Below are 13,258 nucleotides of genomic sequence, written 5' to 3'. Positions count from 1 at the left end.
CTGTTGAAACCACATTAATGTTAATGGGTGACAAATGGAAAATATTAATTGTGCGTGATTTACTTACGGGAACCAAGCGCTTTGGTGAACTAAAAAAATCGCTGACCGGCATTTCACAAAAAGTTTTAACTCAGCATTTGCGCGCTATGGAAAAAAGTGGGCTATTAACCCGTAAAGTGTATGCCGAGGTTCCACCAAGGGTTGAATATACGTTAACTGAGGTTGGACAAAGTCTAAAACAGGTGCATGATGCCATGTTAGCGTGGGGAAAGGCTTACAAATTAAAAGCGGATGAGTAACCTTTTACCCATCCTTAAATTAATCATGATTAGCCGTCAAATTCTTCACAGCCAAAATAAAACTCATCTGATTTAACATTTTTGTCACGGCCGATAAGAATGATACTAGGAAAAGGATTTTCTTCCGTGACTGGGGCTGTATATTGATAATATTGACCTATATCACCCCAAGACATTGCTTCTTTTAAATCGGCAGGGATTGGGGTTGCTGCCATTGATTTGGCAAATGTATCTATATCACCTTTAGCAATCGCATAAAAGTATGAACCACTATCGCCTTGATATTTAATCTGTGACACAGTGGTATTCATTATTTCCAGCGGTTTAGCAAAGTGATACTCTAAATTAATCAGTCCATCTTCTTCTAAATTTTTTACGGTAATGTTTTGCTCGCTGAGTTGTTTAACCACTTTTGCATCACGACCATCAATTGGATCAACCTTGCATAATAAAGCCGCTTTAAATTGTGACTCAATGGTATTATTTGTTTCGATCGCTAATGCATATGTTGAAAAGCCGAAAATAAGCAGTGAACTGCATAAAAATCTGTATGACACCTTTATATTTTCCTTTTAAAATCATCATTTCAATTATTTCGTATTATTGCAAAAAATAATTTTATCGAATAGCGCTTATCAAAATTTAGTTAAATAAAGTCATTTTAATTGCAATGGTAAAATGGTGGACATGATATTACATCCTATATCAGTTATGTGATTGACAATGTATTAGGATGCATAATTTTATAGCCTAATTTAACCAATTTCTTTTTGCCTAGCAACAAGATCATTTTATATAAAACAATTCAACCCAATATGCATGCACAACACTTTTAAGTCATTAATAGATTTATTCAAAACCATCTACTTTTTTATTATTTAACTATTTGATTATGTATTGTAAAAACATAAATAACTTTATAACAATAGTCAGCAAAAAATTATCAACATTCTATTTTTGGTTAACAATAAATTAGTTTAAAATATACATAAAAATAAATAACATAATCAGAAAGGAAAGCAATTGGACGGGACAAAAACATATTGGTTTTTGAGTGCTAGCTATAATGGCAAAGATCAAACCGATCGCTTTATTAGTGCAGGCATTTGGGAAAGTGGTTATAACGATAAATATTTAAAGCTAGTGCGTTCAATTGCGGTTGGTGACAATATTGCCATCAAATCAACTTATACGGAAAAGCACAATTTACCCTTTGATAATAAAGGCCTTAATGTTTCTGTTATGAAAATTAAGGCTATTGGGGTCGTAACAAAGAACCACGGCGATGGTAAATTATTGGAAGTCAATTGGCAACGAACTGATTTAAATAAAAAGTGGTATTTTTACACTAATGTCGCTGTCATTTGGCAAGTTAAAGCTGATAATTGGTTTTCAGAACAATTAATTAATTTTACTTTTGATGATAAGCCACAAGAAATTGACGTGTTCCGTAATGCTCCTTATTGGCGTTCACGGTATGGGGATATTAATAGTAACAATGTTAATAGTAATAACAATGCTGACAATATGAACGAATCAAGTAATGATACTTGGAAAGATATTGTATTAAGTCGTGTTAAACAATTATGTTATCAGAAAAATGATAATATATTTACTCGATCGGAATTTCTTGATCATTATAAAGAAGAAATTCAGCAATTATTTCCTAATAATAAAACGATAAAATCAAGCATTGATAATAGGCTTCAAGAACTGAGAAATGATAATATTTTGTTATTTTTGGGAAATGGAAAATACCAATTACTAGAGACAGATGCAAGCTATCTAGAAAAAGACAGTTCAGATAATCAAGACACGACTGAGCCAGTAATAATGAAGCAATCTTATTCCTTGGATAATTTAATCAATGAAGGTTGTTTTGTTGATAAACAACAGTTGCAAGCCATATTAAATAGCTTAAGGTTTAAAAAAAATATTATTTTACAAGGTCCACCAGGGACAGGTAAAACATGGTTAGCCAAGCGTTTAGCGAATATTATTGTTGGTTATAAAGATTCAAAGAATATCAAAGCTATTCAGTTTCATCCTAATATGTCTTACGAGGATTTTATCCGCGGCTATCGACCAACCAGTGATGGAAAATTAGCGTTGATTGATGGACCTTTTTTAGAGATAATTAATCAAGCAAGGAGAGATTCTCAATCAAATTATGTGATTGTGATTGAAGAAATTAATCGTGGCAATCCAGCACAAATTTTTGGTGAAATGTTAACGCTACTTGAAGCTGATAAACGAAATCCAAATGAGGCATTAGAATTAACATACCAACACCAAAATGAAAAAGGCGTATTTATTCCAGCCAATCTTTATGTTATCGGTACTATGAATATTGCCGATCGTTCGTTAGCGATGCTCGATTTTGCTTTACGTCGTCGTTTTGCCTTTTATCATTTAAGTCCTCATTTTGGCGAAAATTGGCTCAACTATGTGCAAGAAAAACACGCCTTTTCACCGCAACAATTACAAGATATAAGGCACCGTATAGAGGCATTAAATCAATATATTAGTAATGATAGTTCACTCGGCAAGGCATTTACCATTGGGCATAGCTATTTTACTTGTCCTAACCAAGAAATGGCTGCGCAAGATTGGTTTGAACATATTGTTCGTTCAGAAATCGAGCCTCTATTAGAAGAGTATTGGTTTGGCGAGCCTGAAAAATTTAGCGATGCGATGAATATATTATTAGGTAATGCACAATAATGACCACAATAAATAATCATCCGCTATTAACCAATACGACCGTTGCCAAAATACCAATTAGAAACATATGGCTACTTTTGCTCTATGCTTCTGATTATTATAAAACTGTAGGGCAAAAGCAGAGAATAGAACTAGAAAATAACCTAGACGAATTAATAACGCTCGCTGCCAAACTATATTGTCAGGCAGCAAATAAATGGTTAATACATCATCTTGCCGCAGATTATCAGCTCACAACAAAAGCGCTTAATCGTGTCAGAGGAAAAATAGAGGTTTTAACTACTCAGCGTAAGCAACTATTGGCAAAAGGTAAAATTCAATGTCGATATGATGATTTAACGATTGATACCCCTAAAAATCGCTATATTCATGCTGCGGCTCATCTATTAGTAAAACAATTGAAAGATGCGAGCTTAATTGAACAATGTAGAAAAATCATTCATCAATTTACTGCGTTGAAAATTGGTCAAACAACGTATTATTGCTATGAAAAGGAGCGTTTTAACCATGCAAATTTTAAAGATAATACTTTAATCTCTTTAGCAAAACTGATTTTTAGCTTGTCAATTCCCACTCAATTCCAAGGATTACATACCATTGAACAACTAAAAAAAACCGATCATTGGTTACGTGAATTATTTGAAAAAGCGATAGTTGGCTTTTATCGTGTAAATTTAGATCCTCGGCAATGGACTATTTATGCGGGTAAAAAATTAAATTGGCAATATAGCAATGCGACTGATAATATCACCACCTATTTGCCAACTATGAAAACCGATTTAATTCTTGAAAATCGCGGTCATACACAACGTTTAATTATTGATACTAAATGTACTTCAATTCTAAAAGAAACACGATTTAGATCTAACTCGTTTAGTAGTCATCACCTTTATCAATTGTATGCTTATTTAAGAAGTCAGGAAAAAGATAGTGATCCTTTATCGGTTTGCGCCTCTGGCATGTTGCTATACCCAACTGTCGGTGCGACGGTGAATGAAAATATGACTATCCAAGGACATAAATTATCCTTTTGTACTATTGATTTAACCCAAGATAATACAAAAATCAAAGAGAGCTTATTGGCATTATTAAATGATTTTTTACCTTACTAGCTTAAATTGGATGCTGTGATAATTTTTGCTAAAAAACCAAACAGTCAAAATGGAAAACCTAAATATCATATTGAAACAGGGTTTAATCTGAAAGTTCATTTCTGAAAGCTTATTGATAATAATTTCAAGATATTGTGAAAGGAAACAACTTGAAATCTAACAGTACTACAGGCAGCATCCACCTTATAACTGCTTGATTTCACTTAAAAACGTCAAATAAAAACTTCAATAAAATCAATGGCTTTCCTGAACGATTTTTATATAGAAATGCAATGAAATTTTTCATCTTTTTTGTTTTAGTCATTAATTGTGTCGCTAGTTTATCAAGTTGATATCAACAATCTAAAATCGCTATTTTTTCTAAAATAGATTAGTATGATTTTATTGATTTTTGTTGGCTAAATTTATTATGGGCATATCTTCAAACAATTTGACGATTAAAGATATTGCAAAGCTTTGTGGGGTAAGCAAATCGACGGTGTCACGGGTGATCAATCATGACCTAATGGTTAAAGCCAGTACACGCTCCAAGGTAATGGCAATGATTGAACAGCATCAATTTACGCCGTCAAAATCAGCTCGAGCCATGCGTGGTTATGGCAATAAGGTCATTGGTATTATTGTGACCCGTCTTGATTCATGGTCAGAAAATCAAGCTGTTCGCAGCATGTTGCCTATTTTTTATCAGCATGGTTATGATCCTATTATTATGGAGAGTCAATTTAGTGCTGCTAAAGTTAAAGAGCATTTATCCATGCTAAAAGACAAGCAAGCTGATGGTGTGGTTATTTTTGCTTTTACTGGGCTTGAACATTCATTATTACCCTTCTGGCAAAATAAAAGTGTGGTGATTGCCAGAAAGTTTCCTGCTCATACTTGTATTTGTTATGATGATATAGGAGCAGTAAACACGCTACTTACCTATTTATATCATTCACAAAAACATCAAAAAATTGGATATCTTGGTATTGATCAACAAGACCAGACCACTGGCGCTCGGCGTTACCAAGCTTATCTGAATTTTTGTCAGCAATATCAACTGATCCCAAATGCGGCCTTAGGTCAATTAAGTTATCGCTCAGGCTATGAGCTCGCCATACCGGTATTAGCACAAAACCCATCGGCAATTGTTTGTGCAACAGATAGCATCGCATTAGGATTAAATAAATACTTACACGAAAAACAGTTTGAACATATTGTGGTTGGTAGTATTGGCACTAGTGAGCTACTGAGTTTTCTTTTCCCTAAGACTTGTGCAGTTGAACTCGGTTTTGATAAAGCCGGTAGTTATGCGGCTCAAGAGTTACTGAATATGTTACAAAATCAATTTGAGCTGAAAAGTATCACCATTCCTTGCTATTTAATAAGTTAACCCGTAGTTATTTTTATTTAATTTGTGCTTATTTTGCTCTAATTTGTGATATCAATCACAAAAAAGGGAACGTTCCCATTTATTAATTATTCAATTCCATCTATGCTTAATCTATATTCAAAATAGCCAGATTATTAGTGAAATAAAAAGGCTAATTCTAATTTAAAGGAGACCTTTTATGGCTAAAAATACCCAATTAACTAGCCAATCGATAATGCAATTGATCGAGTTGATTGGTGGGAAAGAAAATATTGCCAGTGTTACCCATTGTCTAACAAGATTGAGGTTTGCCTTAGTTGATCCTAAGCTAGCTGATGTCCAAGCTATAGAAGAACTGCCTTTTGTGAAAGGTTGTTTTAATAATGCTGGGCAATTTCAAGTTATCATTGGTACCAATGTTGATAGTTATTACAAAGTATTGATCCAGCAATTAAATTTAGATGAAGCAAGCAAAGAGCAAACTAAAGTTGCAGCTAAAAAGAATATGTCTTTTTTTGAAAGGTTTATTTCTAACTTAGCGGAAATTTTTGTGCCATTATTACCAGCTTTAATCGCTGGTGGTTTATTACTTGGATTACGTAATATTATTGGCGAAATGCCAACTATTGATGGTAAGCCGCTTATACAAACCTATCATTGGCTGGCTCCAATTTACAGTATACTTTGGTTACCTTGCGAAGCGATTTTCCACTTTTTACCAGTTGCCATTTGTTGGTCTACTGTGAAAAAGATGGGAGGATCGCCAATTTTAGGTATTGTTTTAGGTATCACTTTGGTTTCACCACAATTGATGAATGCTTATGATCTTGGCAGTAAAATACCTGATGTTTGGGATTTTGGTTGGTTTAGTATCGAAAAAGTCGGCTATCAAGCGCAGGTGATTCCATCTATTTTTGCTGGTTTAGCGTTGGGTTGGATCGAAACACGATTACGCAAAATTGTACCTGATTACTTGAATCTAGTGATTGTGCCGATTGTTGCGCTTCTTGTTTCTGTGTTTTTAGCCCATTTTATTTTAGGTCCATTTGGCCGCATGTTAGGTAATGGTATTGCTTATATTGTTAAATACTTAATGACAGGTGATTATGCCTTTATTGGTTCGGCTATTTTTGGCTTTATTTATTCACCACTGGTGATTACAGGTATTCATCACACCACGCTTGCTATTGACATGCAGATGACCAATAGTATGGGTGGAACACCAATTTGGCCCATTATTGCTTTATCTAACATAGCTCAAGCTTCAGCCGTGGTTGGTATTATTTTAGCCAGTAAAAAACAAAATGAACGTGAAGTCTCTGTACCTGCGGCGATATCAGCCTATTTAGGCGTGACTGAGCCTGCTATGTATGGCATTAATTTGCGTTATAAGTTCCCGATGTTATGCGCCATGATTGGCTCGGCATTAGCTGGATTAATTTGTGGGTTAGCTGGCGTGTTGTCTAATGGCATTGGTGTTGGTGGCTTACCTGGCATATTAACTATCAAACCGATATATTGGTCAATTTATGCCGTTGCTATGTTGGTAGCAATTGTCGTTCCGATTGTTTTAACCTCGTTAGTTTATAGAATAAAACAGAAACAAGGCACGTTAAATATCCGCTAACTTATTGATGTCACTTTTTATCGTTGTATTAACTAAACGATAAGTGATTAACTGATTAACAAAAAGAGTGCACAATGAACAAAATTACAATTCCTTGGTGGCAAAATGGGACTATCTATCAAATTTATGTAAAAAGTTTTCAAGCTAGTGGCACAAATTCAACTGGAGACTTACAAGGTATTATTAAGCGATTAGATTACTTAAAAAACCTTGGAATTAGTGCCATTTGGTTAACGCCAATCTATCCGTCGCCGCAAATTGATAACGGTTATGATGTTTCGGATTATTACGATATTGATCCAAGCTATGGCAAAATGGCTGATTTTGAGCTACTCATTGCACAAGCTCATCAACGAGGTATCCGAATTATGATGGATATGGTGTTTAATCATACTTCAACCCAGCATCCTTGGTTTAAAGCAGCTTTAGATAAAAATAGCCCTTACCGCTCCTTTTACATATGGAAAGATGCCTCTCCAAATGGAGCAGAGCCAAATAATTGGTTATCAAAATTTGGCGGTAAAGCGTGGCAATGGCATCAACCATCGGAGCAATACTATTTACACTTATTTGCTAAAGAACAAGCCGATCTCAACTGGGAAAACCCAACCGTTCGTGATGAAATCAAGAAAGTGTGTCAATTTTGGGCGAATAAAGGGGTCGATGCGCTTAGGCTTGATGTGGTTAATTTAGTATCTAAACAACAGAATTTTCCTAATGATGAAAATGGTGATGGACGACGATTTTATACCGATGGCCCACGTATTCATGAATTTTTACAGGATCTGAGTGCTAATGTGTTTCAACCCTATCAGTTGAAAACGGTTGGCGAAATGTCATCAACCACACTAGAAAACTGCCGAAAATATGCCGCATTAGATGGTAAAGAATTGACTATGACCTTTAATTTTCATCATCTAAAAGTCGATTATCCTAATGGCTATAAGTGGTGTTTAGCTAAACCTGATTTAATTGAGCTTAAAAAAATTATCGGTTATTGGCAAACGGGCATGCATAATCAAGCATGGAATGCCATTTTTTGGTGTAATCATGATCAGCCACGCATTGTATCGCGACTTGGCAACGAAAACCAATATCATACACAATCGGCCAAAATGCTAGCCATGTTGCTGTATGGTTTACAAGGAACACCTTATCTTTATCAAGGTGAAGAAATTGGTATGACTAACCCTCATTTTACGGATATTACTCAATATCGCGATGTTGAAAGCCTGAATATCTATCAAGAAAAACTCGCGCAAGGCATGACAAAGCAGGAAATCTTAGCCATTTTAGCCAGCAAATCCAGAGACAATAGTCGAACCCCAATGCAATGGGATAACTCAGTTAATGCTGGATTTACGCAAGGTGAACCATGGATTGAGGTTGCCGATAATTATCCACAAATTAATGTTAACACTGCACTCAATAATCCCGATTCAGTGTTTTATTGTTATCAAACTTTAATTGCGCTCCGCAAGCAGCATCCGATTTTTATTTTAGGTGACTATCACGATTTTACCCCAAATATTGCCGATTATTGGGTTTATGTACGTAGTTACTATCAGCAACAACTATTGGTAATAATTAATCTTACTGATAAAAAAATCAATTACGCATTACCAACACAATTACAACATCTAAACTGGAGTCAATTATTAAGTAATTATCCAGATAGCCCGTTCTTAGGTTCGCAAATAACATTAAGGCCTTATGAAGCAATGTATTGGCTACAACAAAATAATTAAGCAAGCAATATGGGCAATCAAAGATAGATTGCCTATTTTTATATGATCATAATAGTAGTAAGTGATATAAAAACTTGTACATATTAACCAAAATTTATATTTCCTTAGCTGAATTTGACATTTCGTGTATCAAATCGCTGAATGCCCATTATGTTCGTCACAATGGATGGCAAACCATGTACGATTCAATTTGGTTAGTGCGGAGGCTTAATTTAGCATCAAATAGCGCATACAAATCCTATCAATGGCAAACATTCACTAACCTATCTGGCCAGCTAGCCAAAATTAAGCAAAAATATAAAGTAGAAGAATAGTTTTTAGATGGCTAGATTTATTATTAACGATCAGCGATAATCCTAAACAACCTTATCAAATTTGCTGCTACACTAATATGTTTATCATTTATCATTCTAACCAAGTTGATCTACTTAAGACACTATTAAGTGAATTGATGCTCAGACAACCATTAGAAGACGTATTCATACCTGATATCGTTATGGTGCAAAGTCAAGGTATGGCACAATGGTTGCAAATTGCGTTAGCTGATGAATTGGGTATTGTGGCTAATGTTGACTTTCTTTTTCCTACACAGTTTATTTGGCAGCTATACCAAAAATTGTTACCCAATGCGCCAACTGAAAATAGTTATAATATTGAATCAATGACGTGGCGTTTATATTACTTATTACCCCAAGTTATTAAGCAGCCTGAATTTAGTGCACTTAGCCATTATCTTAATGATGATAAACACGATAGAAAACGTTATCAATTAGCAACTCGTATCGCTTGGTTATTTGACCAATATTTAGTTTATCGCCCTGATTGGCTGGCAAAATGGGAAGCCAATCAAACTGTTGCCGAATTAAATTATCATTCTGATGAAACGTGGCAAGCCGAGCTTTGGCGTAAGCTAATAGCTATCAGCCAACCTTATCATCGGGCTAATATTTATCAGCAAATGCTTGAGATTTTGTTAGATAAACATTTTGATCGTGCTTGTTTAGATCCGTTACCTGATCGTATTTTTATTTTTGGTATTACTTCGCTTCCCCCTATTTATCTCTCATTACTTTCAGCACTTGGGCAACATATTGATGTCCATTTAATGTTTAATAATCCATGTAAATGGTATTGGGGAGATATTGTTGAAAAACAATTATCAGATATCGAAAACACACCAGATAAAATCCCTAATCCATTGTTAACTTCGTGGGGGAAATTAGGTCGAGATAATCTATTTTTACTACAAGAATTTAGCCATAAGCAAGATATTGAAGCGTTTGTCGATCTGGATTGTTCTTGTTTGTTACAGACCATACAACAAGATATTTTGGATCTTTATCAAAGCGAATTTTGTAATAAACATATGTCACCTATGGATAAGTCCATTTCATTTCATGCCTGCCATAGTGAACAGCGAGAAGTTGAAGTGTTACATGATTATCTGTTATCGGTTTTTGATGAAGATCCTACATTGGAGTTACGTGATTGCATTGTTATGGTGTCGGATATTGATAAATATGTTCCTTATATTCGCGCTGTTTTTGCAAATGCTTCTGGAAAGCGATTTTTACCTTTTACTATTTCTGATCAAAAAGCCCGAAATATTGATCCGATTGTGCAAGGTTTTTTCACTATCTTAAATTTTCCTCAAAGCCGATTTACGGCCGAAGAGCTATTTAACTTATTAGAAATCCCTGCTATTGCCGAAAAATTTGCCATTAGTGAATCGCAATTAGCCTTGCTACGAACTTGGATTGTGGAATCGGGTATTCGTTTTGGGCTTGATAGTGGGCATAGTTGGTTATTTGGGCTTGAGCGGTTATTACTTGGCTATACCATGAGTAGTGAACAAGGTGGCTGGCAACAGATATTACCTTATGATGGCGCAACGGGCTTAGATGCTGAATTAATTGGCCAATTAGCCGAGTTTATTAGCGTTGTTAATGAGTGGGTTGCTATTTTAAGTGAAGAAAAATCTCTAATTGATTGGCAACCTTGTTGCCTTAAATTGATTAATGATTTTTTTGTCAGCAATTTGCAACGTGAATCCATTTTGTTGATGCTTGAAGAAGAATGGCAAAAATTGATTAGTAGTGGTTTAACGGCTAATTATGCAGATAATATTTCTATCGCTATTTTGCATGATGCTATGCAATTACGTTTAGAGCAAAATTATTTGGCTCATCGTTTTTTAGTTGGGAAGGTAAATTTTTGTACCATGATGCCAATGCGCTCCATTCCCTTTAAAGTTGTTTGTTTATTGGGAATGAATGACGGGGATTATCCAAGAATGTCGCTTCCACTTGACTTTGATTTAATCGCACAGCATCCAAGACGAGGCGATCGCAGTCGTCGCACCGATGATCGTTACCTTTTTTTAGAGGCAATTTTATCTGCGCAAAAAAAGCTGTATATCAGTTATATCGGTCGTGATATGAAAGATAATAGTGAGCGTTACCCTTCTATACTTGTTGATGAGCTTTGGGAATATATTGTTCAATACTATAATAATCAATCTGTAAATAGTTTAGATAAACATAGTCATCTTGATGCGTTAAAAATCATCCATACACGAACACCATTTAATCCTAAAAATTTTTTACAAGATCCTAAAAGTTATGCCGACGAGTGGTTACCTGCTGCATTACAACAAGGTAAAAGCCAATCATTTATCAGCGAAATTCCAACAATTACTGTCGATGACATTAATCTTGATGAATTAAAGCGATTTTATCATCATTCTATTCGACTATTTTTACAGAAGCGTTTTAATTTTTATGCTAATTATCTAGACGATACTTTACCCGATGCCGAAAATTTTAATTTGGATAATTTAAAACGTTATCAATTAAACTTGCAGATTTTAAATCAACAAATTACAACAAATAGCCAAGATCCGGATAGTTTTTATCAACAATTAGCCTTAACTGGCGAGTTACCAGATGGTGCATTTGGTGAAATTATTTATGATGAACAATTTGAAGCACTACAATCATTGGCGAATAAAATCAACCAAGAACGCTTGATCATGACAACCCAAGAAGTCAATTTAACCATTTCTACCAATAAAAAAGATTACTCATTGCAAGGTTGGTTAATTCATATTCAAGATGACGGTATATTGACATGGCGTCCATCAAAACTTTCAATTCGAGATGGGATTTCGTTGTGGATTGATCATTTAGTTTATTGCATCTTAAATCCTGATAAAGTTGAAAGCCAAAGCCGTATCTATGGTCTAGATGGTAAACAATGGCGTTTTTTACATTTACCAAATGGTGAAGCTATGACCATTCTAACCACGTTAGTAGATGGCTATTTGCATGGTATCAATCAACCTTTATTGTTACCTGTGCAATGTGCATGGGACTGGTTAATGGCAGCCTATAATAAGAAAACAGGTGAAATTGTCGCTAACGATAGCGCAATAAATAAGCTATTAAATACTTGGCAAGGTGGATTTAATCAATCAGCTGAATGTGACAGTTATTATGCTCGCTTATATCCTGAATTAACGGACGAGTTAATTGAACAGATTATATTCTCAGCTCAGCAATTTTTATGGCCCATTTTATTACATCAAGTAACGGTAGAATAAGGCGACATTATGTTTATTGATACGCATTGTCATTTTGATTTTCCACCTTTTGCTGGTGCGTTTGGCGACTCAATGTATAAGGTGCGTCAAGCGGGTATTGTTGGGTTAATTATACCTGCGGTTAGCGCTAATTATTTCGATGCTGTTTTACAACTTACGGATCTTTACCCTGAACTTTATGCTGCTTTAGGATTACATCCTATCTATCAACATACAATGGCTGATTTAGAGCTGTTAACCCATATTGTTGGAACCAAACCTAAAAAATTAGTTGCCATTGGTGAAATAGGACTCGATCGCTATGATTTAACAGTAGATTGGCAACAGCAGTTATCATTTTTTAGATCACAATTAGCACTTGCCAAACAGTTTGATTTACCTGTTTTGATTCACTCACGCAAATCACACGATATTATGTACCACGAATTGCAGCAAGCCAACTTACCTTGCCATGGTGTGATACATGGATTTTCGGGTAGCTATCAGCAAGCCATGCAATTTATTAAGCTTGGCTACTATATTGGTGTCGGTGGTGTAATTAGTTATGAGCGAGCGAATAAAACGCGAAATACTATTGCCCAATTACCACTTGAAAGCTTAGTACTTGAAACCGATGCACCTGACATGCCATTAAGCGGTCGTCAAGGGCAAGTTAATCGTCCTGAATATATCACTGAGGTTTTTAAAATCTTGACACAATTACGCACTGAATCATCAGATCACATACTTAACACAATTTTAACAAATACCTTGACGCTATTTAGTAGAATCAATAGAATAAAAAGTTAACAAGCGA

10 protein-coding genes are annotated in these 13,258 nt (G+C 35.0%); 9 read left to right on the top strand and 1 reads right to left on the bottom strand.

The genetic code is table 11. The annotated features are described in order from the left end of the window. On the top strand, positions 1 to 299 hold a 299-nt coding region (locus tag A9G30_RS02980), incomplete at its 5' end, for a winged helix-turn-helix transcriptional regulator (RefSeq protein WP_065588002.1). A gap of 29 nt (positions 300 to 328) precedes the next feature. Here A9G30_RS02980 and A9G30_RS02975 read toward each other — a convergent pair. Then, positions 329 to 856: a hypothetical protein gene (locus A9G30_RS02975; RefSeq protein ID WP_065583190.1), complete on the bottom strand. Its 528-nt coding sequence runs from the start codon at positions 854 to 856 to the stop codon at positions 329 to 331. A 466-nt stretch (positions 857 to 1,322) separates the two neighbouring features. Here A9G30_RS02975 and A9G30_RS02970 point away from each other — a divergent pair, with 466 nt between their 5' ends. The 8 genes from A9G30_RS02970 to A9G30_RS02940 all read left to right on the top strand — a co-directional run bounded on the left by A9G30_RS02970 (position 1,323) and on the right by A9G30_RS02940 (position 13,251). Then, entirely contained in the window at positions 1,323 to 3,023 is a 1,701-nt protein-coding gene (locus A9G30_RS02970; protein ID WP_065588001.1) for an AAA family ATPase, read from the top strand. Next, positions 3,023 to 4,135, top strand: a complete 1,113-nt coding sequence (locus tag A9G30_RS02965) for a 5-methylcytosine restriction system specificity protein McrC (protein WP_065588000.1) — start codon at positions 3,023 to 3,025, stop codon at positions 4,133 to 4,135. Before A9G30_RS02970 ends, A9G30_RS02965 begins: the two co-directional genes overlap by 1 nt. Positions 4,136 to 4,544: 409 nt before the next feature. Beyond that, positions 4,545 to 5,507, top strand: a complete 963-nt coding sequence (gene treR, locus A9G30_RS02960; protein WP_065587999.1) for a trehalose operon repressor TreR — start codon at positions 4,545 to 4,547, stop codon at positions 5,505 to 5,507. 178 nt (positions 5,508 to 5,685) lie between these two features. Further along, a complete protein-coding gene (treB, locus tag A9G30_RS02955; protein WP_065587998.1) occupies positions 5,686 to 7,113 on the top strand; it encodes a PTS trehalose transporter subunit IIBC in 1,428 nt (475 codons plus the stop codon). A gap of 74 nt (positions 7,114 to 7,187) precedes the next feature. After that, positions 7,188 to 8,861 carry an alpha,alpha-phosphotrehalase gene (gene treC / locus A9G30_RS02950; protein ID WP_065587997.1) on the top strand — a complete coding sequence of 558 codons (1,674 nt, stop codon included), beginning with the start codon at positions 7,188 to 7,190 and terminating at the stop codon, positions 8,859 to 8,861. Between the two features lie 176 nt (positions 8,862 to 9,037). Next, positions 9,038 to 9,175: a hypothetical protein gene (locus A9G30_RS12850; RefSeq protein WP_176700828.1), complete on the top strand. Its 138-nt coding sequence runs from the start codon at positions 9,038 to 9,040 to the stop codon at positions 9,173 to 9,175. A 77-nt stretch (positions 9,176 to 9,252) separates the two neighbouring features. After that, positions 9,253 to 12,462 carry an exodeoxyribonuclease V subunit gamma gene (gene recC / locus A9G30_RS02945; protein WP_065587996.1) on the top strand — a complete coding sequence of 1,070 codons (3,210 nt, stop codon included), beginning with the start codon at positions 9,253 to 9,255 and terminating at the stop codon, positions 12,460 to 12,462. Between the two features lie 9 nt (positions 12,463 to 12,471). Continuing rightward, entirely contained in the window at positions 12,472 to 13,251 is a 780-nt protein-coding gene (locus A9G30_RS02940; RefSeq protein WP_065587995.1) for a TatD family hydrolase, read from the top strand. Positions 13,252 to 13,258 lie beyond the last annotated feature (7 nt).

This window comes from Gilliamella sp. Fer4-1 (assembly GCF_001690515.1).
In the GTDB taxonomy this organism is placed as follows: domain Bacteria; phylum Pseudomonadota; class Gammaproteobacteria; order Enterobacterales; family Orbaceae; genus Gilliamella; species Gilliamella apicola_C.
This window is presented reverse-complemented; position numbering and strand designations above follow the sequence as displayed.

Excerpts from the sequence above, each read along its gene's own strand:
- A9G30_RS02965 (WP_065588000.1), top strand. The coding sequence starts at position 3,023 with ATGACCACAATAAATAATCATCCGCTATTAACCAATACGACCGTTGCC.
- treR (WP_065587999.1), top strand. The coding sequence starts at position 4,545 with ATGGGCATATCTTCAAACAATTTGACGATTAAAGATATTGCAAAGCTT.
- treB (WP_065587998.1), top strand. The coding sequence starts at position 5,686 with ATGGCTAAAAATACCCAATTAACTAGCCAATCGATAATGCAATTGATC.
- treC (WP_065587997.1), top strand. The coding sequence starts at position 7,188 with ATGAACAAAATTACAATTCCTTGGTGGCAAAATGGGACTATCTATCAA.
- A9G30_RS12850 (WP_176700828.1), top strand. The coding sequence starts at position 9,038 with ATGTACGATTCAATTTGGTTAGTGCGGAGGCTTAATTTAGCATCAAAT.
- recC (WP_065587996.1), top strand. The coding sequence starts at position 9,253 with ATGTTTATCATTTATCATTCTAACCAAGTTGATCTACTTAAGACACTA.
- A9G30_RS02940 (WP_065587995.1), top strand. The coding sequence starts at position 12,472 with ATGTTTATTGATACGCATTGTCATTTTGATTTTCCACCTTTTGCTGGT.